21 protein-coding genes are annotated in these 21,773 nt (G+C 59.4%); 8 read left to right on the top strand and 13 right to left on the bottom strand.

The features are described from left to right. Window positions 1–28 precede the first annotated feature (28 nt). The 3 genes from motA (at window position 29) to ACR0IV_RS17560 (ending at window position 3,978) form a co-directional block, all read left to right on the top strand. Window positions 29–898, top strand: coding sequence for a flagellar motor stator protein MotA (gene motA, locus ACR0IV_RS17570; protein WP_480659953.1), 870 nt, complete (start codon window positions 29–31; stop codon window positions 896–898). After that, window positions 895–3,033, top strand: a complete 2,139-nt coding sequence (locus tag ACR0IV_RS17565) for a hypothetical protein (protein ID WP_480734416.1) — start codon at window positions 895–897, stop codon at window positions 3,031–3,033. Before motA ends, ACR0IV_RS17565 begins: the two co-directional genes overlap by 4 nt. 615 nt (window positions 3,034–3,648) lie before the next feature. After that, a complete protein-coding gene (locus ACR0IV_RS17560) occupies window positions 3,649–3,978 on the top strand; it encodes a hypothetical protein (protein WP_480471550.1) in 330 nt (109 codons plus the stop codon). 7 nt (window positions 3,979–3,985) lie between these two features. Here ACR0IV_RS17560 and ACR0IV_RS17555 read toward each other — a convergent pair whose 3' ends face one another. After that, on the bottom strand, window positions 3,986–4,486 hold the full coding sequence (locus ACR0IV_RS17555; RefSeq protein WP_480659955.1) for an ion channel: 501 nt from the start codon (window positions 4,484–4,486) through the stop codon (window positions 3,986–3,988). A gap of 64 nt (window positions 4,487–4,550) precedes the next feature. Beyond that, on the bottom strand, window positions 4,551–5,456 hold the full coding sequence (gene trhO, locus ACR0IV_RS17550) for an oxygen-dependent tRNA uridine(34) hydroxylase TrhO (RefSeq protein WP_480659956.1): 906 nt from the start codon (window positions 5,454–5,456) through the stop codon (window positions 4,551–4,553). Window positions 5,457–5,552: 96 nt separating this feature from the next. On the opposite strand from trhO, the gene pncA reads away from it, so the two are divergent. After that, complete coding sequence (gene pncA / locus ACR0IV_RS17545) at window positions 5,553–6,146, top strand: bifunctional nicotinamidase/pyrazinamidase (RefSeq protein ID WP_480471547.1); 594 nt, start codon at window positions 5,553–5,555, stop codon at window positions 6,144–6,146. On the opposite strand, the gene ACR0IV_RS17540 is transcribed toward pncA, so the two are convergent. Further along, window positions 6,143–6,673: a hypothetical protein gene (locus ACR0IV_RS17540; protein ID WP_480471546.1), complete on the bottom strand. Its 531-nt coding sequence runs from the start codon at window positions 6,671–6,673 to the stop codon at window positions 6,143–6,145. The genes pncA and ACR0IV_RS17540 overlap by 4 nt on opposite strands. Before the next feature lie 165 nt (window positions 6,674–6,838). On the opposite strand from ACR0IV_RS17540, the gene pncB reads away from it, so the two are divergent. Next, window positions 6,839–8,131, top strand: a complete 1,293-nt coding sequence (gene pncB / locus ACR0IV_RS17535; RefSeq protein WP_480659957.1) for a nicotinate phosphoribosyltransferase — start codon at window positions 6,839–6,841, stop codon at window positions 8,129–8,131. Here pncB and ACR0IV_RS17530 read toward each other — a convergent pair. From ACR0IV_RS17530 to ACR0IV_RS17505, 6 genes are read right to left on the bottom strand one after another with little or no spacing between them, the layout of a single operon-like run. Further along, window positions 8,128–9,579 carry an aldehyde dehydrogenase family protein gene (locus ACR0IV_RS17530; protein ID WP_480659958.1) on the bottom strand — a complete coding sequence of 484 codons (1,452 nt, stop codon included), beginning with the start codon at window positions 9,577–9,579 and terminating at the stop codon, window positions 8,128–8,130. The genes pncB and ACR0IV_RS17530 overlap by 4 nt on opposite strands. 32 nt (window positions 9,580–9,611) lie before the next feature. Continuing rightward, window positions 9,612–11,210: an ABC transporter ATP-binding protein gene (locus ACR0IV_RS17525; RefSeq protein ID WP_480659959.1), complete on the bottom strand. Its 1,599-nt coding sequence runs from the start codon at window positions 11,208–11,210 to the stop codon at window positions 9,612–9,614. After that, a complete protein-coding gene (locus ACR0IV_RS17520; protein WP_480659960.1) occupies window positions 11,207–12,022 on the bottom strand; it encodes an ABC transporter permease in 816 nt (271 codons plus the stop codon). Before ACR0IV_RS17520 ends, ACR0IV_RS17525 begins: the two co-directional genes overlap by 4 nt. Next, window positions 12,019–12,966, bottom strand: coding sequence for an ABC transporter permease (locus tag ACR0IV_RS17515; protein WP_480659961.1), 948 nt, complete (start codon window positions 12,964–12,966; stop codon window positions 12,019–12,021). Before ACR0IV_RS17515 ends, ACR0IV_RS17520 begins: the two co-directional genes overlap by 4 nt. Window positions 12,967–13,006: 40 nt before the next feature. Continuing rightward, entirely contained in the window at window positions 13,007–14,026 is a 1,020-nt protein-coding gene (locus ACR0IV_RS17510; RefSeq protein ID WP_480659962.1) for a hypothetical protein, read from the bottom strand. A gap of 26 nt (window positions 14,027–14,052) precedes the next feature. Further along, the gene (locus tag ACR0IV_RS17505; RefSeq protein ID WP_480660001.1) at window positions 14,053–15,534 is read right to left on the bottom strand and encodes an ABC transporter substrate-binding protein; all 1,482 of its coding nucleotides are present in this window, start codon (window positions 15,532–15,534) and stop codon (window positions 14,053–14,055) included. A 176-nt stretch (window positions 15,535–15,710) separates the two neighbouring features. Here ACR0IV_RS17505 and panB point away from each other — a divergent pair, with 176 nt between their 5' ends. The 3 genes from panB to glpK all read left to right on the top strand — a co-directional run bounded on the left by panB (window position 15,711) and on the right by glpK (window position 18,946). After that, the gene (gene panB, locus ACR0IV_RS17500; RefSeq protein ID WP_480659963.1) at window positions 15,711–16,550 is read left to right on the top strand and encodes a 3-methyl-2-oxobutanoate hydroxymethyltransferase; all 840 of its coding nucleotides are present in this window, start codon (window positions 15,711–15,713) and stop codon (window positions 16,548–16,550) included. Beyond that, entirely contained in the window at window positions 16,547–17,398 is an 852-nt protein-coding gene (gene panC, locus ACR0IV_RS17495; RefSeq protein ID WP_480659964.1) for a pantoate--beta-alanine ligase, read from the top strand. Before panB ends, panC begins: the two co-directional genes overlap by 4 nt. A gap of 69 nt (window positions 17,399–17,467) precedes the next feature. Further along, window positions 17,468–18,946 carry a glycerol kinase GlpK gene (glpK, locus tag ACR0IV_RS17490; RefSeq protein ID WP_480471537.1) on the top strand — a complete coding sequence of 493 codons (1,479 nt, stop codon included), beginning with the start codon at window positions 17,468–17,470 and terminating at the stop codon, window positions 18,944–18,946. Here the strand turns inward: glpK and smpB are convergent. The 4 genes from smpB to ACR0IV_RS17470 form a co-directional block, all read right to left on the bottom strand. Then, the gene (gene smpB, locus ACR0IV_RS17485; RefSeq protein ID WP_480471536.1) at window positions 18,943–19,419 is read right to left on the bottom strand and encodes an SsrA-binding protein SmpB; all 477 of its coding nucleotides are present in this window, start codon (window positions 19,417–19,419) and stop codon (window positions 18,943–18,945) included. The two genes, glpK and smpB, sit on opposite strands and share 4 nt — an antisense overlap. A 44-nt stretch (window positions 19,420–19,463) precedes the next feature. Next, complete coding sequence (gene idi / locus ACR0IV_RS17480) at window positions 19,464–20,006, bottom strand: isopentenyl-diphosphate Delta-isomerase (protein WP_480471535.1); 543 nt, start codon at window positions 20,004–20,006, stop codon at window positions 19,464–19,466. A 145-nt stretch (window positions 20,007–20,151) separates the two neighbouring features. Further along, window positions 20,152–20,565 (bottom strand): c-type cytochrome, encoded by a 414-nt coding sequence (locus ACR0IV_RS17475; protein ID WP_480471534.1) that lies wholly within the window; start codon window positions 20,563–20,565, stop codon window positions 20,152–20,154. Between the two features lie 113 nt (window positions 20,566–20,678). After that, window positions 20,679–21,692 carry a P1 family peptidase gene (locus ACR0IV_RS17470; protein WP_480471533.1) on the bottom strand — a complete coding sequence of 338 codons (1,014 nt, stop codon included), beginning with the start codon at window positions 21,690–21,692 and terminating at the stop codon, window positions 20,679–20,681. Between the last annotated feature and the right edge of the window lie 81 nt (window positions 21,693–21,773).

The raw sequence follows: 21,773 nt of genomic DNA, 5'->3' as shown, positions 1-21,773 counted from the left end.
CGACACCCCTTAACTTCGGAGGCCACACATGATCGGACTCATCGGAATTGTCGTCATCTTTGTCATGGTATTCGGCGGATACCTGGCCGCAGGTGGCAAAATGACCATCATTCTGAAATCCCTTCCGTTTGAGATGATGATGATCGGCGGTGCCGCAATCGGTGCATTTCTGATCAGCAATGACATGGGCGGTGTCAAACATACGGCCAAGGACATGGCCAAGGTCTTCAAAGGCCCGAAGTGGAAACCCGAAGACTATCGCGACCTGCTTTGTCTGCTGTTTTCCCTGATCCGGATCGCGCGCGCCAACCCGGTCGAGGTTGAGCAGCATATCGAAGAGCCTGAAAATTCGTCTCTGTTCTCGGCCTATCCCAAGATTCAGGCAGACAAGGAAGCCGTGGACCTGATCTGCGACACCATGCGTTCCGCCTCGATGAACTATGACGATCCGCACCAGGTTGAAGAGGTGCTCGAAAAGCGGATGGAAGCCAATTTCCACCACGCCATGCATTCCAGCCATGCGCTGCAGACGGTTGCGGATGGCCTTCCTGCGCTGGGCATCGTGGCGGCGGTTCTGGGGGTGATCAAGACGATGGGGTCGATTGATCAACCACCCGAAGTGTTGGGGAAACTGATCGGCGGTGCTCTTGTTGGCACATTTCTGGGGGTCTTTCTCGCTTACGGTCTGGTCGGGCCATTCGCTGGCAAACTCAAGGCGGTGGTCGAGGAAGACAATCACTTCTACCAGCTGATCAAGGAGGTGTTGGTTGCCAATCTGCACAACCACAATGCCGCGATGTGTATCGAGGTTGGGCGCCAGAACACACCGACCCATAATCGTCCCGGCTTTTCCGAGCTTGAGGACGCGCTGAAAGAGCTTAAGCAGGCCGCCGCATGATGCGCGTTTTGCTCCTGATGTTGCTTGTCTGGGGATCGGACGCGACAGCGCAGGCCTTGCGTGTACGCTCAGGCGAACATGATGGATATACGCGCATCGTCGTTCAGGTGCCTGCCGGAACCGGCTGGAACCTGACTCAGCACACGAATGGGGCGCGGCTGACTGTCGGGATCGATGGCGTGACTTTCGACACCCGTGCTGTTTTTGACCGTCTGTCTGCCAGCAGGTTGCAATCGCTGAGCCAAGCCAAAGCAGGTGGCCCCCTTGATCTGGAGTTCGGCTGCGAATGCGTTGCGAATGCGTTTCTACACCGCGATTCGATGGTGGTGATCGACATTTCTCCGGGGTCAAACGCAACCGCAACGCTACCCGACCTGCCATTGTCAGCGAGAGAGCGGGTCACACCGCCTGCCGAAATCCCCGCAACCGAGCTTGCGCTGCCTCTCCTGCAATTGGACCGGGGACGTTTTGAAGACCAGTTGATATCACGCATCATTCAAGGGGCCGACCGCGAGGTTGTAGACCTCAATCTGGCGGATGTCGGGCGCAGATCGTCTACCGCCTACGGGCCTTTGCGCATGGACCGCGCATTGTCATCAAATCTGAAACTACGTTCGGTTCTGGATGAGATTGAGGGGCTGGAGGCATTGGAAGTGCCACAGCTTGAACCCCGTACGGAATGTATCACCGACAGCGAACTGGGATTCGACAATTGGTCAAATGAAACGCCCTTTGCCGTGCAGGTGGCCGGGCTTCGGGTCGGGCTATTTCAGGAATTCGACCGGGTGGACGAAACACATGCGTTGAAACTGGCGCGTCTTTATACCTATCATGGATTTGGTGCCGAGGCTTTGCAGGCTCTGAATCTGTTGCCCGACAATTCGACCCAGCAAGAACAGCTTTCGGCAATTGCCTTTGTGATGGACGATCTTTCGGTACCATTGCCAAATCCTTTTGCGGGGCAGCAGCAATGCGTTGGGGGGCCAGCGCTTTGGGCCGTGATGACAGAGCGTACGCTTGATCCGGATGCCAACCTGGATGCGATTGAGCAATATTTTGGCCGCCTGCCTCGTCATCTGCGCCGACATCTGGGGGCGAAACTATCTGAAATACTGGTCAATGCAGGCGAGCTGGAAGCCTCGCGTCGGGTATTGCGATCGGTCGCGCGTGTTCTGAACGAAGCTTCGGCAGATGTGGACTTGGCCAAAGCTGAGACAGCCGCTGCTGCAGGGGAGAATATCGTCGCCGAAAAGCTGCTGTCCGATGTCGTGTCGTCCGCCGCCGCAACCGCCGAGGCGCCGCTGGCATTGGCGCGCCTGGTTGAAAAGCGGTGGGCGGATCGGGGCGCAGTCTCTCCGGCCGATCTTGATCTTGCGGCAAGTTATGCGCGGCAATTGCGGAGGTCCGATCTGGGTCCGATGATGGCCCGAGCTCACGTTCTGGCATTGGCTTTGTCGCAGGAATTCGATGCCGCGCTGAATCAAATCAGAGCCGCGCCTGACACATCAGAGTGGCAGCGCGCACAAGATCAGGTGCTGCAGCTTTTGGCGGAACGAGCGGACGACATCACCTTTCTACGACACACGGTCGGAATGCCAGATCAGACGCGAAGCGCAATCTCGGTAGACACCGCTGTTTCGCTTGCAACGCGGTTGGCCGATCTGCGCTTCGCCGTCCCCGCCTATGCGCTAGCCGCCCGACCTCAGGATCGGAAGCGGCGATTTGATCGGGCGCAGCTCAGAGCGCGCGCCGCGTTGCTGCAGAACAAGCCGCGTCAAGCTTTGCTGGAAATTGCCGGGGATGAGTCAGATGAGGCGGAACAGTTGCGCGCGCGGGCAATCTCACAAACTGACGATTACGCAGAAGCTGCGCGGTTGCTCCGCGCAATTGGTGACGGAGACGCAGCGGACCGGTACGCCTGGTTGACCGGGGACCCAGATATTGGTGCGGAAACACCCTCGGCCTTCGGAGAAATCCGACAGATCAGCGCGCGATTGACACAAACGGTGGACCGGCAGCCGGACAAACCGCTGGCCGATGCTGCGGGTTTGCTGAACGACAGCGCAACCACGAGAGGGCGGATCGCAGAACTGCTCGAACGTGTTCAGGTACAGCGCCGAACCGGTGACGAATAGGTGCAGGCACCAAGACCGAATCTGAAGGGGTTGCCAAGCTGAATGGTTTTGAAGCCGCATTATCATTCAGAAGGCACTGATCCTGCCTTGGCCGATATCGGGTTCGAACACGACATGGCGCACCATGGTGAAAGGCGCCAATAGATAGCGCCACTGATTTTTTGGGATTGTATAAATTTCTTCATGACGAATGCCCGCGCCTTGGCCATCTAAAGATGCAAGGCGTGCTCTCAATCCGCGATCAGTTATCCATCACCAGCTCCGATACTGGTTCATCATCTGCAATCGACCCCTCGTTTGTCGTTCCGATCACGACAAGAAGCGCCGATAGCAACCTTTGGAGCGGCAAGATCAAGCGCTGAATCGGCGGATCATCGCCTTTGCCAGCACTACACGCGATGTCGTGAGCATCTGTGTATTGAAATGAGACGCGCTGATTCTTTGATTACTGTTGAAGCACGGAAAAACGTGCCGAATTGGTCGAAACACGACGGGACAGGCTGGTTTGGAAAGCGGTGAAAATCGCTTGAATCAGCAGAAATCTTGAAAAAGTTCCTAAAATGTTCTATATTTGTTCTGCGAAAATGTCTGACGCGGAACGGAGGTATTCGAGCTATGACCAACGCTGCCCGTCAAAGCTGGTACGACGCGCCCAGCAACGATTATCACATGCTGCCTGTCACTGACCGGCAAATGCGCTATGCCCGTGCGATTGCTGAGCAATCCGCCCTGGAGATCCCGGTTGAAGCACAACGGGATCGGCGGTCGCTGTCGAACTGGATCTCGGCACATAAACCGCATGATCCATCACCTTTTGCCAACTATCCCACTGGCAAACAGGTCGCCTTTGCCGAGCGGATCTCGCGCAGCAAGCGCCGTCCGATCCCGTCAGAGTGCTTTCGCGACAAACAGATGATGTCGCGTTGGATCGATCAGAACAAATAGGGTCGCATCACTTGCCATGATTGCGCGCATAAAGCGCGACCGCTGCGGCGACGAAGAGCCCCAACAGGATGTATCCTGTCACAGCTTCGGCCACAGCCAACCCACGGCAGAGGCCGGTTGGGGACATATCCCCGTAGCCGACCGTGGTGAAGGTGACGTAGGAGAAATACAGAATATCCGCCGGTCCTTCCGCGCCGATGACGCAATTGTCGTTATATCCAAACGCGCCGTACACGGCAGCGAACAGGAACGGGACGACCTGAATGAAGGACACCCCCATCAGAAACAGAAGCCGACGGGGAGATTTCACCTGCGTCATGTAGAACCACGACTGCGAGGCGATCCAGATCAGCAGACCGACGGATGCCACCGTACCGATCGTGTCGCCGGCGGTTGCCTCACTCAGACGCGACAAACCGAACCAGGCAAGAAAACTGGCCAGAACAAGCCCGAGCGCGGCTAGCAGGGTGGATTTCCATTCTTCCAGAGTTCGGGGTTCGTGGATCATTTGCGCTCCGTCAGGCTGACCTGTGCGTGATCATCCGAATTCCGGCGCGGCCTGCAAGCCTTATTCAGTCTGAGCCCAGATGCTCCGCACCGCGCGCGCGGGCCAGTTGAATCTGTTTCTGGCGCTCTCGGAACCGCATTTTATCGGCGTCCGAGGTCTCATTGATGCATTGATGACACGAGACGCCATGTTCGTATTCCGGGCGTTTCACGTCTTCGGGCAGGATCGGGCGGCGGCAACCATGGCAGAGCTTGTGCGGCCCCTCGACCAACCCGTGGCCAACCGACACGCGGTTGTCAAAGACGAAACACTCTCCCTGCCAGGTGCTGTCCTCGGGCGACATTTCTTCCAGATAACGCAGGATGCCACCTTTCAGATGGTAGACATCCTCGACGCCCTGACCCAGCAGGTAATTGGTGGATTTCTCACACCGGATGCCTCCGGTACAGAACATCGCAACGCGCTTGTTGTGGAACCGATCCTTGTTCTCTTCCCACCACGCCGGGAAATCGCGGAAACTGGCAGTATTAGGGTCTACTGCGCCCTCAAATGTGCCAATCGCCACCTCGTAGTCATTTCGCGTGTCAATCACCACAACATCATCCGAACGGATCAGCTCGTTCCAGTCCTCAGGTTCAACATAGTTCCCGACGCTGGCACGTGGATCGACGTTGGGCTGGCCCATCGTTACGATCTCTTTCTTCAGACGCACCTTCATCTTGCCAAACGGCGGATGGTCTGAAGTTGCCTCTTTCCAGTCCAGATCGCTGCACCCCGGCAAAGCGCGGATATGCGCCAGCACGGCGTCTATCCCGGCGCGGGGGCCTGCGATGGTTCCATTGATCCCTTCCTGCGCCAGCAGCAAAGTACCTTTGACGGATTGCGCACGGCAGAGTTCCAGCAGCGCGGGACGCAACGCTTCGGGGTCCGTGAAACGGGTAAAGTGATAGAGGGCAGCGATCGTATACATGGCCGCGATCTAATGCCCCCGGCAAAAACACGCAAGAGAGCGCATTGACGACCCCCTCCCCAAACCATACCGATAGGGCAGCTAAAGGAGGCCCCCATGTCCCACGCCCTGCTCGTCATCGACGTCCAGAATGATTTCTGCCCAGGCGGTGCGTTGGCCGTGCCCGAGGGGGACCAGATCGTCGCTCCGATCAACGTGCTGATGGACGATTTCGACGCGGTGATCCTGACGCAGGACTGGCATCCGGCAAGCCATTCTTCATTCGCCAGCGCACATACGGGCAAAGCGCCTTTTGAAATGACCGAGATGCCTTATGGTCCGCAGGTTCTGTGGCCTGATCACTGTGTTCAGGGTAGCGAAGGCGCGGCATTTCATCCCGATTTGCGCACCGATGGCGATCTGATCATCCGCAAGGGCTTTCGTAGTGCCATCGACAGCTATTCGGCTTTCTTCGAAAATGACCAAACCACTCCGACCGGTTTGAAGGGCTACCTTGAAACACGCGGGATCAGCCAACTGACGCTGGTCGGGCTGGCCACGGATTTCTGCGTGCACTTCTCGGCCGTGGATGCCGCGCGTCTTGGCTTTGACGTCACGGTCCGCACCGATCTTTGCCGCGCCATCGACATGGGCGGGTCACTTGGTGCCGCAGAAGAGGCCATGCGCGCTGCGGGTGTCAAACTCGTCTAGGGTGTTGCCCCACGCTCAGCCAGATATTTCAGGATCACAAACAGGATCACGGCCAAGCCCAGCGCAAATCCGATGCGCCCTGGAACCGTACGGCGCGCGGGCGGCTCTGGCGCGGGGCGTGGCGGCTGCAATGGCCGCGGTTGTTCCTCGGGTGGTGCTGTACCCGGCTTCGCAGATCTAACGTGATGCAGAAACTGGTGGAAATCAAACTCACCACTGTATTCACCCTGCACCCCCATGTTGCGAATATTCGCAAAGAGCCGTTTCAGAATCCGCTGGCGATCCATAATATCCTCGGGTGCATAATACCCGCGCGCGGTTTCCCCATCCCGCGTGTCCAGACTGAACCCGGATTCCAGAAAAATCCTACGTATCTTCGGCGATGCGGCCCGCAAGGCGTCCGCAGTCTTTACATCCCGAAACCGCGCTCGTACCGGAGGCCGTCCTGTTACCGATGTGTGACCGTGTTCCGGATCAACTTCGTCCGGTCCAATCGCCACTATGTCAAAATCGTACTCGAGACCCATTCACTAAACTCAACCTTCTATTCCATCCCCACCCCCTCACTAAAGCGTGAAGGATACTCATAATATGCCCGCAATGTGTTTTGTCATGGGCATTGTTACCAATCCGGCGACTCTTGCCATTCGGCGCTCCGATTGATCTAACAACGGAAATCGCAGGAGGTCCCCATGGTCGACATCGCGACGCGGGTCTACAATCATAAATGGAAGATCGACCCAATTGTGCGGTCATTGATCGATACAGACTTCTACAAACTGCTGATGTGTCAGTCAGTGTTTCGCAATAAGCCCCAAACAGACGTGGTTTTTTCGCTGATCAACCGGTCGAATCACGTTCCTCTGGCCCGTTTGATCGATGAAGGCGAGCTGCGCGAGCAGCTGGATCACATCCGCTCGCTCCGGCTCAGCCGGGGGGAAAGCACTTGGCTGCGGGGCAATACATTCTATGGCAAACGGCAGATGTTTCGCCCCGATTTCATGGAATGGTTCGAGAATCTGCGCCTGCCACCCTATCACCTGGAGCGTATAGGCGATCAGTATGAGCTGACCTTCGAAGGCAAGTGGCACGAGGTTATGCTGTGGGAAATCCCGGCGCTCGCCGTGCTCATGGAACTGCGCTCGCGCGCGGTTCTGAATGGCATGCGCCGGTTCGAGCTACAGGTCCTTTATGCCCGCGCCATGACCCGCGTGTGGGAGAAAATCCAGCAGCTGCGTCAAATCGATGGGCTGGGCATCGCCGACTTCGGAACGCGTCGGCGGCACTCGTTCCTGTGGCAGGACTGGTGCGTGCAGGCGATGATCGAAGGGTTGGGTCCGGCCTTTACCGGCACCTCGAACTGCCTGATCGCCATGCGGCGCGAGGTCGAGGCCATAGGCACCAATGCGCATGAGCTGCCCATGGTCTATTCCGCGCTGGCCGACACTGATGATGAGCTGGCGCAGGCCCCCTATGATGTTCTCAGCGATTGGCATGAAGAGCATGATGGCAATCTGCGCATCATCCTGCCCGACACCTACGGCACACAGGGCTTTCTGGATCGCGCACCCGACTGGCTGGCGGGCTGGACCGGCATCCGCATCGACAGCGGGGATCCCGCGACGGCGGCCAATATCGCCATCAACTGGTGGAAATCACGCGGTGAGGACCCAACAAAGAAACGGATCATCTTCTCGGACGGCCTGGACGTGGACAAAATCCGTGAGCTACACGCGCAGTTCGCCGATCGCACCAATGTTTCTTTCGGCTGGGGCACACTGTTGACCAACGATTTCCGTGGATTGGTGGCGGATGACGCGTTGGCCCCATTCTCGCTGGTGTGCAAAGCGGTATCGGCCAATGGGCGCCCGACCGTGAAACTGTCGGACAACCCGGAAAAGGCCATGGGGCCGGCGGATCAGATCGAACGTTACAAACATGTGTTTGGCGTCGGTGCCCAAGAGGCGATCGAAGTCATCGTTTAGCCGTGATAGGCGGCGACTGTTTTCAGTTGTGAAAAACCATAGAGCGCCTCGAAACCTTTTTCGCGGCCATGCCCGGATTTGCCGACGCCGCCGAACGGAAGCTCAACTCCGCCTCCGGCACCGTAGTTGTTGATGAAGACCTGCCCCGACTGCAGCCCCCTGGCCAGCCGCATCTGGCGCGCGCCGTCCCTTGTCCAGATACTTGCGACAAGACCGTATTCGGTAGAATTGGCTATGGTTAGAGCCTGTTCTTCGGTGTCAAACGGGATCAGAACCTGCACCGGGCCAAAGATCTCATCCCGAGCAAGCACATGGTCCGGAGGCACATCGGCGAAGAGCGTGGGTTGGACATAGGCTCCGGCCTCGGGTGCGCCATCAACGATCTGTCCCTGACCGGCGATGGTCAGATCCACCCCCTTATCAAGAAAGCCGCTGACAATCTGTTTCTGCCGATCCGAGATCAAGGGTCCGACACGTAAGTCCTGCATCGCGGGGCCAACAGTCAGCTGCCCATACGCCTCAGCCATGCGGGATTTGACCTGCTCATAGACACCACGCTGCACCAGAATGCGGGACGAGGCCGAACAGGTTTGGCCTGCATTCTGAATACCCGCGTTCACCAGAAACGGCAGGGCCGCATCCAGATCAGCGTCATCAAAGACCAGTTGCGGGGATTTTCCACCCAGTTCCAGCGTCACCGGCACCACGTTGCGTCCGGCTGCCTGCTGCACCAATGCGCCCGTAGCGACCGACCCGGTGAAGGAGATATGGTTTACCCCTGGATGCCCGGACAATGCCGCACCAGCCTCGGCCCCCAATCCCGGCACGACGTTCAAAGCACCTGCGGGCAATCCGGCCTCAACGGCCAGATGCGCGAAGGCGAGCGCAGTCAGGCAGGCCTCTTCTGCGGGTTTCAGCACGCAGGCATTGCCCATCGCAAGCGCCGCCCCGACCGAGCGGCCAATGATCTGCATCGGGTAGTTCCACGGGACGATGTGGCCCGTCACCCCATGCGGTTCACGCAGGGTATAGACAGTGTAGCCGTCCAGATAGGGAATGGTCTCCCCCATCACCTTGTCCGCCGCCCCGCCATAGAACTCGCAATAGCGTGCAAGTGCCACTGCGTCAGCGCGGGCCTGAGTGAGAGGTTTGCCTACATCCATGGCCTCCAACGCCGCCAGATCCTCAACCCGATCCAGCACCAGTTGGCCGAGGCGCGTCAGGATGCGACCGCGCTCCAGCGCAGTCATACGACCCCAATCGCCCTGCATTGCGGATCGGGCTGCGGTGACCGCAGCATCGACGTCACGGGCCGTGCCACGCGCGATCCGACAAATCTCACTGCCATCCGAGGGATTGATCAGGGGCAGGGTTTCACCCGAAATCGCCGGAACCCATTGCCCCCCGATCAAGCATAACGTGGGGTCGAACCATGGCTGTTGACTCATTTTGACCTCTATTCAATCTCTAACAAGGGCATTTACGCGACTCCCAATCCGATATCGGGCAATTGGGGTGCGGCGGCGATCAACGTTTTGGTGTAGGCGTGCTGTGGATCCGAGAAGACCTGTTCCGTTTCACCCTGCTCAACGATCCTGCCGGATTGCATCACCAGAACGCGGTCCGTGATGGTGCGCACGACGCTCAGGTCATGGCTAATAAACAGATAGGTCAGATCATATGCAGCACAGAGCTCAGCCAGCAAATCAAGGATCTGCGCGCGTACTGAGACATCAAGGGCCGAGACCGCCTCGTCAAACAGGATCAGTTCAGGCCGGATGATCAGTGCCCGTGCTATGGCGATGCGTTGTCGCTGACCACCTGAGAATTCGTGAATGTATTTGCTGGAGTCATCGGGGCTGAGTCCCACGGCGGTCAGCATTTCGGCAATGCGATCCTGACGTTCGGTCCCAGTAGGTTGCGTGTCTAGCAGGTGAAACGGCTCGGTAATCAGTCGTGCAACCCGGTGCCTTGGGTTGAAACTACCATAAGGGTCCTGGAACACCACCTGCATCTTGCGACGTACGACAAGGTTGGGTTTGTGGCCCGCGAAGACAGGCTGCCCATCCAAGTGGATATGACCGGACTGCACCTCCTCAAGGCCTAAGATCGCCCGTGTTAGGGTCGATTTTCCGCATCCGGACTCCCCAACAAGCCCTAACCGCTCCCCTCGGTTAAGAGTAAAGCTGACACTATCCACCGCGCGGTGATGGCGGGGCGTTTCGAACAGACCTTTGCGTGGCAACCGATAGTCCCGAACGACCTGAGCCACCTCAAGCAGCGGCTGAGGGCTTGCGGGTTCAGGCAGATTGACCTGATGGCCCGACGCCTCGAACAACATGCGGGTATAGGGGTGCTGCATGTTGTGCAGCAGGTGTTGGGTCGTACCGCTTTCCACCACTTCTCCGTGGCGCATGACGGTAATCTGGTCCGCCATGTCGGCCACCACGGCCAGATCATGGGTGATCATCAGCAGACCCATATCAAACTCGCGCACCAAGCCTTTCAGCAGGTCAAGGATCCGGGCCTGCGTGGTCACGTCCAGCGCGGTGGTCGGTTCATCCGCGATCAGCAGCCTAGGGCGCAGCGCGATGGCCATCGCGATGACCACACGCTGGCGTTGCCCGCCTGACAGCTCATGCGGATAGCGGCTAAGCGGGAAACGCTCGGAGGGCAGGCCCACGCGGGCCAGGACCTCTTCTGCACGGGTCCGGGCCTGGACCGGGGGCATGGCCTTGTGAATCAGGATCGTCTCCATCACCTGATCCCCGATGGTTTTCACCGGATTGAGTGCTGTCATCGGCTCCTGAAACACCATGCCGATTGCAGCGCCCCGCAGGGCACACATCTCGGATTCGGGTCGGTTCAAGAGATCCTGCCCCTCCAGTTCCAGCTTACCCTCAGCCTCGGCCCCGTTCGGCAGCAATTGCATCACCGCCAACGCGGTCATGGACTTGCCCGAGCCGCTCTCACCCGTGACAGCCACAATCTGGCCGGGATCGATGGACAGGCTGACATCTTTCAGAATCTGCTGCCCGTGGATCGACACCGAGAGGTTATGGATACGCAGCAGACTCATGCCCGGGCCACCCTGATCCTTGGGTCCAGCCAATCGCGCAGCCCGTCGCCCAACAGGTTCAGACCCAGCACAGTCACGATGATCGCAAGACCCGGAATCAGAGCCAAATGCGGGGCAAAACTGACCATCGTCTGGGCATCGGCCAGCATGCGCCCCCAGCTGGGTGTGGGGGGTTGCGCGCCCAGACCGACATAGGACAACCCGGCCTCGGCCAGAATGCCAAGGCTGAATTGGATCGTGCCCTGCACGATCAGCAGATTCGCCACGTTGGGCAGGATATGCTCAACCGATATCCGCGCGGCCCCTTTGCCCGACACGCGGGCGGCGAGGATGAATTCCCGTTCCCACAGTGACAACGCCGCGCCTCGGGTGATGCGGGCAAAAACGGGTATGTTGAAGATACCGATGGCGATGATCGCATTGATTGCGCCGGCCCCGAAGACGGCGGTGATCAGAATGGCGATGACCAGTGAGGGGAAGGCAAAGACCAGATCGTTGCCGCGCATTATGACCTCATCCGGCCACGAGCCCTTGCGTGCCGCAGCCGTCAGCCCCAAAGGCACCCCCAGCGCCATACCGATCCCGACCGCCACCAAGGCCACCGCGATCGAGGTGCGCGCGCCGACCATGATCATCGAGAACATGTCGCGCCCGAAATGATCCGTGCCGAACCAGTGCCGGGCACTTGGCGTTTGCAGCTTGTCGGGAATGTTCAATGCCGCGTAATCGTAAGGCGTCCAGACAAACGATATCAGTGCCGCCAATACCACCAGCGACGACAGCGCCGCGCCAAGGATCAGGTTGCGGCTCATGTCCTGCTCCTCAGCCTTGGGTCCACGGCGGCATAGGCAAGGTCGACAAGGAAATTCACTGTGATCACCGCAAAGACCAGTAGCATGACCACGGATTCAACCACGATCAGATCGCGGGCTGAGATCGCCTGAAACACCAGCCGCCCGAGACCGGGCAGATAGAACACCTGCTCGATGATGATCGAGCCCGCCAGCAGGAAGGAAAACTGCAGCCCGATGATGGTCAGAACCGGGATCAGAGCATTGCGCACCCCGTGCCGCCACAGCGCCTGGCGGCGTGACAGACCCTTGGCGCGGGCGGTGCGCATGAAATCCTCGCCCAGAATATCCAGAAGCGCCGAGCGCATGACGCGTGCAAGGATCGCCGCCTGCGGCAGGGCCAAGGCAATGGCAGGCAGAGTCAGGGAACGCAGGCCGGTCCAGGCCCCGTCCTGCCATCCGGCGAACCCTCCGGCATTGAACCAGCGCAGATTGATGGCAAAGACCAGCACCAGCATCATCGCGAACCAGAAATTTGGCACGGCTATGCCCAGCTGGGTCGCCCCCATAACGGCCACATCACCCGGCTTGCCGCGCCGCGCGGCGGCGTAGATCCCCGCCGGAAAGGCAATCAGGGTCGAAAGCGTCAGCGCATAAAGCGCAAGCGGCAACGACACCCAAAGACGATCCCCGATCATCTGCGACACCGGCGTGCGATAGGTGTAGGAAGTGCCGAAATCCCCAACCAGCATGCCGCCGACCCAGTTGAAATACCGCTCGGCCTTTGACACGTCGAGGCCCAGTTCAGCCCGCAGCGCGGCCAGCGTATCCTCTTGCGCATTGACGCCCAGCATGAATGACGCCGGATCACCCGGCGCGATCTCGATCACAGAGAAGATGACGACCGAGGCCACGGCCAGACTCAGGATCAGGGAAAGCAGGCGTTTGAGGGCATAGCGAAGCATTGGTAACAGGTTAAGTGTCTGAACCGCGCGGGCGCAACAGCTAGTTGTAGGTCTGCCGCTCCATCCGGATCAGGTCGATGGCGCAAGTTGAAAGCTGATTGGCAGGCGCACTGTCGGCCAACCATTCGAGATTGGTTTCAGTCCGGGCAAGTGCCACGCGGCGCAAGGCCATCAGGCGCGCGCGCGGGCTGTCCAGAAACTGATCTTGCGGGATGACCGATTCCAGCGGGCTGTCGATGCGGATGACTTCAAAATACCCTCCGAACAGGGCCAGAAAGGCAAAGGCACAGGCCGGAGCGTCATCACCACAACGTTCAGAGCAGAGCTGCGCGAGGGGGCGTGTCGCTTCGGACGTCATCAACCAGTTTTCAACCGCCGGACGCCACGGATTCTTGGGCGACAGATCGCCGTATCCCAGCCCCAGTGCCAGCAGACCCGCCATGCCCAGAGCCGGATCGGAACCCGCATCAACCGGGTCGGGCTGAATATGACGCAGCGCGGCCAGACCATCGCCGCGCGGCTCAGGTTCTATCGACAGATAGGTCAGGTAGGGTTTGAGATCCTGCATTAGACGCGGATTCGCCAGCAGTCCGGCTCGCATCTCGGGGTCTCCATAAAGAGCAACGATGCGCGTGGGATAGTCGGTGGCCTGATGCTCTCCCAACGCGTTCAGCCGGTCGATCAGGTCCAGGTCGGGGTTTGGGCGCTTGGCCGCCAACAAGGCCTGAGCCAGCGGATTGCCGCCCTCAGCCTCTGCCGTCAGCCAAGAGCGGCCGAATGCGTTCCAATCCTTCTGGCGGAACAATGCGCGCGATTGCGCGGGCTCCAACGACTGCCGGAAAGGCGAAGGCCCAAGATCCGCAGTCTCGATCCGACCAAGCAGCAGACGCGCATCAGCATCGCCGTCCACCGCCAGTTCGGCCAGCATGGGCAACGCCTGCGCATCGTCACCGTCGAGCCACAGCGCCACGGCGCGCTCCAGTGATGTATCGGCGCGCGCTGTGGGCACAGTGATCGCCAGCATCGCAATCGCAAGCGTGGCGAAGAGGGAATTGACCATCTATCGGCCTCCTACCTCTGGGGCGGTCATTCGTCCCAACTGATCGCGGTCAGGTCGATGGCAGCGGTTGGGGCGTTCTCCCACAGGCCCTGCACACCCGCCTTGGCGATGCCCAGCTTAGCCAGTTGGAACAGGTAGCCATTGACATAATCGCTTGAGATCAACCGCTGCGCTTCGCCCAGCAGACGGGTCCGCTCGTCCGGATCAGTGGTCGCGTTCAGCGTATCCATCAGAGCCTGAAAATCGGTGCTTTCATACTGGAAGTAATAGTCAGGCCGGGCGTAGATGCCGATATCCATCGGCTCGGTATGGCTGACGATGGTGAGGCCGAATTCCTTGCCTTTAAACACGGATTCCAGCCATTGCGCCCATTCGACATTGATGATTTCGGCGGTGATGCCAACTTCAGCCAGTTGCGCGGCGATGATCTCACCCCCACGGCGGGCATAGGAGGGCGGCGGCAGGTGCAGCGTGGTTTCGAACCCATCTGGGTATCCGGCCTCGGCCAGAAGTGCCTTGGCCTTTTCCGGGTCATAGGCTGAATTGCCGGTCAGATCGACATAAGCAGGGTTGTGCGGTGCGAAATGGGTGCCGATGGGCGTACCATAGCCGAACATCGCGCCATCGATGATGGCCTGCCGGTCGATCGCGTGGGCCAGAGCCTGCCGGACGAGGATATCGTCAAAAGGTGCCTGCTTGTTGTTGGTGGACAGAATCGTCTCCCCCTCGGTCGAGCCGACAAGCACCTGAAAGCGCGGATCAGCCTCGAACTGAGGCAGGTTTTCGGGTGCTGGGAAATTGTCGAACACGTCCACATCCTCGGCCATCATGGCGGCAAAGGCGGCGGTCGGATCAGAGATGAACTTGAACGTGGCTGTCTCTAACGCGGGCTGATCGCCCCAATAGTTGGGGTTGCGGTTCAGTGTGATACTGTCGCCCTGCACCCAGTCGCCAAAGGTGAAGGCCCCTGTCCCGACCGGGTTTGTCTTGATGTCTTCGATGCTTTCTGAGGCCACGATCACCGCATCACCCCAGGCAAGGTTGAACAGAAAATTGCCATTGGGTTCGGACAGAGTGATCTTTACGGTCAACGGATCGACAACCTCGACATTCTCGATCCCTGCAAACAGCGCCTTCTGCGCATTGGCACTGTCATCGGCGCGGGCTCGGTCCAGACTGAACTTGACGTCCTCGGCATCCATCGTGGTGCCGTCATGGAAGGTTACCCCGTCATGTAGCTTGAAGGTATAAACCGTACCGTCCTCGGAAATCTCCCAGCTTTCAGCCAGCCCCGGCACGACGGATCCGTCACCCATGAACCGAGTCAGGCCTTCAAAAATATTGGTGTAAACCACCGAATCAATCGCCTGCGCGGCAGCACTGGTCGGGTCAAGATGCGGCGGTTCCAGCTGCATCGCGATGGTGATGTCCGATTTCGCCAACGCCTGCGACGCCAGCAAAGACGCGCCCAGCGCAAGGGCCGAGGCCAAGGTCCGAACCGATTGCATTCCCATGAAATTCACTCCCCACTGTGTCAGGTTGGTCCGCCGATTGCGGATCGTTCTGAGACCAATTTCCCTTTAAACCTCAGGTCAATCAAGGAAATGTTCGCGCAACCGGGGTTTCATGGTCCCGGTCCGATCTGCTATGCCGCGCTGCAACATAAACCCTGCGAGGAGCGAGCATGAGCGCCACCGCCCGCAAGACAGCCCCGAATGCCGAGGATATCCGCGCCCGGAAAGGCACCGATCCTCTGGTTTCGCTGACCGCCTATACGACACCGATGGCGCGTCTGATGGATGCCCATTGCGATTTTGTTCTGGTGGGCGACAGCGTCGGTATGGTGCTGCACGGGCTGACTTCGACCCTTGGCGTGACGATGGAGATGATGATCCTGCATGGTCAGGCCGTCGCGCGCGGGCTGGACAAGGCGATGATGGTCATCGACATGCCCTTTGCCAGTTACGAACACGAGCCTGCACAGGCGTTTCGCAACGCTGCCAGACTGATGTCGGAAACCGGCGCAGGGGCGGTGAAGCTGGAAGGCGGCGTGGAAATGGCCGAGACCATCCGCTTTCTGGTCAAGCGCGGTATCCCGGTGATGGCCCATATCGGCCTGACGCCGCAATCGATCAACACCTTGGGCGGCTACAAGGTTCAAGGCCGTGATGAACAGGCAGAGGCGGTGCTGGCCGATGCCCAAGCAGTGGCCGATGCAGGTGCGTTTTCGGTCGTGTTAGAGAAGGTTCCACAAGGTCTGGCAGACCGGATCACCCGCGAAATCCCGATCCCGACCATCGGTATTGGCGCCTCGGCCGGGTGCGACGGACAGATTCTTGTGGTTGACGACATGCTCGGCTTTTTCACCGCCTTCAAACCGAAATTCGTCAAACGCTATGCCGATCTTGGCCCGCAAGCCGAAGCTGCCATCGCCGAATACGCCGCCGAGGTCCGCGCACGCAGTTTTCCTGCGGACGAACACGTCTTTGCAGACCAAGCCCCCGCAAAAGGCAATAAATCATGACCGCGCCCATTCTTCGCAAGCTTGCGGATCTGCGCGCGCTGACCACGACGTGGCGCAATGATGGAGAGACCATTGGTGTTGTCCCGACGATGGGTGCGTTGCATCAGGGTCACCTGTCGCTGGTCGAGGCGGCAAAGGCGGGCACGGATCGGGTCATCGTTACGATCTTCGTGAATCCCAAGCAGTTCAACAATCCCGAAGATCTGGCGAACTATCCGCGCACTGAACATGAAGACGCCGAAAAGCTGTCCCCGTTTCAGGTTGATGCGATCTACGTTCCTGACCCGGATGAGATCTATCCGAAGGGCTTTGCCACCACCGTTTCGGTCGCGGGGCTGACCGATGTAATGGAAGGCGAATTCCGTCCCGGTCACTTTGACGGCGTGGCTACGGTTGTCGCCAAACTATTCCTGCAGACGCAGGCAGATCGAGCCTATTTCGGCGAAAAAGACTATCAACAGCTGATGGTCGTACGGCGCATGGCCCGCGATCTGGATATCCCCATCGAGGTAATCGGCTGCCCGACAGTGCGTGAGGCATCGGGCCTGGCCATGTCATCGCGCAATCAAAGGCTCTCGGCTGAAGGGCTGCGGGTTGCGGCCGAAAAACATCGCATCATGCGCGCTTTGGCCGAGGCTTTGGGAAAGGGCGTCCCTTTCGATACGCTTGCCGCACAGGCGCAAACCGATCTGCTGTCGGCGGGGTTTACGGATGTGGAATATGTGCAGTTGCGCTGCGCTGACACGCTGGAACCATTGACGCACGCCGACCGCCCCGCCCGTCTGTTCGCGGCGGCTTGGGCAGATGGGGTGCGGCTGATCGACAATCTGCCGGTCTCAAAGGCGTAATTCCACTCTGGCGGTTTTCCCGTTGTTTGCGCTAAAGTCCCGCAAAACCAAAGCGGGAGGGGCGCAGGCATGACCTATATTCTGGCAATCGATCAGGGCACGACATCATCACGAGCCATTCTGTTCGACGCGCAAATGCAGCGCGTGGGCACAGCGCAGCAGGAATTCCCACAGCACTTTCCGCAGGAAGGCTGGGTGGAACATGACCCCGAAGATATCTGGACCAGCGCCCTGAATGTTTGCCGCGAGGTGATGGAGACCACCGGCATCTCGGCCGATCAGATCGCCGGGATCGGCATCACCAATCAGCGCGAAACCACTGTGGTCTGGGACCGTGCAACCGGCAAACCCATTCACAACGCGATCGTCTGGCAGGACCGCCGCACCGCCGAGATATGTGCACGCTTCAAACAAGCGGGCTGCGAGGATGACGTGACCGCTCAAACCGGCCTGCTGCTGGATCCGTATTTCTCGGGCACCAAGGTCAAATGGATACTGGACACCGTCCCGGGTGCGCGCGATCGGGCCGAGGCCGGAGAGCTTTTGTTCGGCACTATCGACACGTTCCTGATCTGGCGTTTGACCGGGGGCAGCGTCCACGCCACAGACGCCACAAACGCCGCGCGCACCCTGCTGTTTGATATCCACAAAGGCGAATGGAGCGGCGAAATCTGCGATATGCTGGGCGTTCCTGCGACTATGCTGCCCAACGTACAGGATTGCGCGTCGGACTTCGGCTCGACCACGATGTTTGGCGGTGACATTCCCATCTTGGGCGTCGCAGGCGACCAGCAGGCTGCCACCATCGGGCAAGCCTGTTTTGAGCCGGGAATGATGAAGTCTACCTACGGCACAGGCTGTTTCGCACTGCTCAATACCGGTACGCAGCCAGTGATGTCCCAAAACCGCCTGCTGACAACAATCGCTTATCAGTTGGACGGGCAGAAAACCTATGCGCTCGAAGGTTCGATCTTTATTGCAGGGGCTGCTGTGCAGTGGCTTCGCGACGCGCTTCAGATTCTGGAGGCGGCACCCCAAAGCGGCGATCTGGCCGCGCAGGCCGACCCGAACCAGCATGTGGTGCTTGTACCGGCCTTCACCGGGCTCGGCGCGCCTTATTGGAAGCCCGATTGCCGCGGTGCCATGTTTGGCCTGACCCGCAACTCGGGTCGCGCGGAATTTGCCCGCGCGACGCTGGAGAGCATCGCTTTCCAGACCCGCGACCTGTGGCACGCCATGCAGGGCGACTGGGGCAGCGAGGCCGATGTCATCCTGCGCGTCGACGGCGGCATGAGCGCCTCAGACTGGACCATGCAGGGCCTGTCAAACATCCTCGGCGCACCGGTGGATCGCCCGGTGATGCAGGAAACCACCGCTTTGGGGGCCGCGTGGCTGGCCGGGATGAAGGCTGGCGTTTACCCGGATCAGGCCGGGTTTGCCACCACATGGGATCTGGACCGCCGGTTTGAACCGAAAATGTCCGAAGCGGATCGCGATGCGGCCTATGCACGCTGGCAGCGGGCCGTTCAGGCGACCATGGCGTTCTAGCTGTGGTCTTTCATCAGGCGCTGCTTCTGACGTGACCAATCCCGCTTGGCCTGCGTTTCGCGCTTGTCGTGCAGCTTCTTACCCTTGGCGATACCGATCTTCAGCTTCGCCCGGCCCTTGTGATTGAAATACAGAACCAGCGGCACCAGTGTCATGCCCTTGCGCTGAGTCGCGTTCCACAGGTTCGACAGTTCCTTGCGTGACACCAGCAGCTTGCGGCGGCGACGCTCTTCATGCTTGAAGACCTTCGCCTGCTCATAGGGTGCGATATAGCTGTTGATCAGCCAGAGTTCCCCATCATCGACCGAGGCGTAGCTCTCGGCGATGTTCGACCCGCCTGCGCGCAGGGATTTGACCTCGGACCCTTCCAGCACAATACCGCACTCGATATCGTCCTCGATCGCGTAATCGAAGCGGGCACGCCGGTTCTCGGCGATGACTTTGTAATTCGGGTCTGTCTTCTGCTTGGCCATGACGCGTTGATGTATGCCGCTTGCGCGCGCCTTGCAAGGCAGGCTTACGAAGTGGCCGAGATTATTAGATCGGGTCCAAAGATCGTGTCTGCATGATTGTGCAGGTAAATCTTCAGCCATGGCGTAAAGCGGGTCGGGTGGCGCTGCACTTCGGCCAGAAGATCGTGATAGTCGATCCAGCGCAGATCCATTACTTCGCTGGGATTAGGCTCGATCTTCAACGGTCCGCGCACATGGGCCAGAAAGACATCGACCACCTCGTTCTCGACCAGCCCGTTGCCCACATCCGCGTGATATTCAAGCCGGTGCCGGTATTCGGGATAAAGCCCGGTGATGCCCAGCTCTTCCTGCAGGCGACGCACGGCACACGCCGAAGCTGTTTCGTTCCAGTCCGGATGGGTGCAGCACGTGTTCGCCCACAGACCCGGCGTATGGTATTTTTCCAGCGCCCGGCGCTGCAGCAAAATCTCGGTTCCACGGACGGCAAAGACTGACACAGCCTTGTGCTTGAGGCCTTTTTCATGCGCTTCAAGCTTGTCGACGGGAGTCAGTTCACCCTCAACCCAGGCCGGGATCATGATACCCATCTGTCGTCTCCTGTTGTCGCAACACCGGCGCGAAACACATCACCGGCATCCGTTCAAGGTGGCGCTGAACAGGCATTTGTTCAATCGCACGAAAGGCCGCAGGGGCTGCGGCCTTTTGTACGTCTCATGGGTTGTGAAAGGCGGATTATTCGCCGGATACGCTCACGATATAGGCGTAAACATCTTCGGCGCCCTTCTTCAGCTTGAAGGTCATCTTCGATTTGGCCGAGGTTTCGCCCAGATAGTCCTTCAGAAACGCTTTAGGATCCTGGGCGTAGGAGACAAAAGTCTCTTCATCCCAAACCAGCCCGTTTTCACCAGCGGCAACGATGCTGTCACCGTATTTGAACCCTTCGACGGTCCCCGCGGTACGGCCCGCGATCCCGTAGAGGTTCGGGCCGGTCTTGCCGCCCTTGACGATCACTTCACCTGCAGGGTCAGCGATCTGATGGCAAGACTTGCATTTGTTAAAGGTCTTCTTACCAGCTTCGGCGTCGCCTTCCGCATAAACGGGAAGGGCCAGCAGGCCGGCAATTGCGGTGGCAAGGATACGATTCATAGCTTTTGCTCCGATACAAATTGGCTGCACCGAATGGACCGCTGGCACAGCAGAGAGTCAACGCGCAGATTGCCGCGCGAGGGCACCCTGTCACAAGGCGTTACCGGTCGTCCTTAACCGAAGTCATGTAATTGTGACCAACAGGGCAACAGATCGCCTGGGCGGGGTGTGGCCAGATAGATTGCACGCGCAATCGCTCGCGCAAGGCATATCGAAGCCGCGTGACCAATCAACGCCATGGCCTCGGGCGCGACGGCGTGAGTGCCCGTGCTGAGGCCAAATACAAGATCTCCGTCCCCTGGCGTATGGGCGGGGACAATCGCGCGTGAGATGCCATCATGGGCCGCAACCGCCAGCCGTTGACATTGCGGCTTGGTCAGGGCCGCATCCGTTGCGACAATGGCTATCGTGGTATTTGCGTCGTCCGGTGGGGCCGGATGCATCGCCTGTGCCTTACGGCTGACATGGCTGCGCCCGAGACCCGAGGCCGGATCTGGCCCGAGGCCGCCGAACTCGGCATCGATTTCGAACGGAGCAGCCCAGAAATGACGGTCACCCGACGTTGTCACACTGCCGAGAGGGTTTGCCGCGACCAACGCGCCAACGGTTACGCCCCCCTCAAGCATCAGCGATGCCGAACCCAGCCCGCCCTTGTGCATCGCCGCCAATGCGCCGGTTCCAGCCCCGACTGACCCCAATTCAAATTTCGGTGAGGCGGCCAGATAAGCGGCTTTGCCAAGCGCGCGATAGGGGTTTTCGGTCCAGTCCTTGTCTCCGCCATTCAGCAGGTCGAACAGAATCGCCCCGGGCACAATCGGCACGACAGCCGGACCCACCTGAAATCCGCGCTTTTCGGCATGGAGGGCGTCAGATACGCCCGAACAGGCATCAAGCCCGAAGGCCGAACCTCCGGACAACGCGATCGCGTCCACATGTTGAACCGATTTGTCGGGTGCCAAGAGGTCCGTTTCGCGCGTGCCGGGCGCGCCCCCCATGACATGCACCGAAGCGACGAAAGGATGCTCCGCCGTCAGCACGGTTGTACCCGATTTCAGCGCCTCATCCTGCGCGTTGCCGACCTTCAGGCCAGGGATATCGGTGATCAGGTTGCTGGGTCCGGGGGTCATTTGGATCTCGGATGTTGTGCTGGGAAGCACGCTGGCGCGCGCCGCCTCCGGCGGAGATATTTTTGGCCAGATGAAGAATAG

Source organism: Ruegeria sp. C2, assembly GCF_056537765.1.
This window is presented reverse-complemented; position numbering and strand designations above follow the sequence as displayed.